This window comes from Mesorhizobium sp. M5C.F.Ca.ET.164.01.1.1 (assembly GCF_004792125.1).
GTDB lineage: Bacteria > Pseudomonadota > Alphaproteobacteria > Rhizobiales > Rhizobiaceae > Mesorhizobium > Mesorhizobium wenxiniae.
Genome location: NZ_SRTG01000174.1, coordinates 1 through 391 on the forward strand (window position 1 = coordinate 1; position 391 = coordinate 391).

Below are 391 nucleotides of genomic sequence, written 5' to 3' on the forward strand. Positions count from 1 at the left end.
CGACCCGGCGCCGACATTGCGATTGCCAAAGCGGCGGCGGGTCGCACCAGCGCGCAGGATCCCATCGGGCTGATCACCAGCGGTGTCGGATAGGTCTTGGACCACAGGGTGGTGGTGAGATCGGGCCGGGATACGTCGGTCAGAACACGCGGCAGCAGCCGGATGCGTTCGAAGCCGGCGCGGTTGTCGCGCAAGGTCAGTTCCTGGCCTGCCCCGCCTTCGAGCGTCATCCTGACATAAATGGGCTAACCGCCATGTTAGGCTCCCACGATCGAGGACAGCTGTTACGTGCTGTTCTGAAATGAGAGGAGCGTTTCCCACGTCCAGGATCAGCCGTCGCACTGTGCTCTTTCGGTCAGGCACCGCCGCCGTCGCCTTGACCGTATCAGCC

The 391-nt window shown here is 63.7% G+C and carries 1 protein-coding gene; it reads right to left on the reverse strand.

What is annotated here, in order from left to right:
• Nucleotides 1–194: alpha-hydroxy-acid oxidizing protein (locus EN807_RS32985; RefSeq protein WP_246684513.1), on the reverse strand; the 194-nt coding region annotated here is incomplete at its 3' end.
• Nucleotides 195–391: the final 197 nt, after the last annotated feature.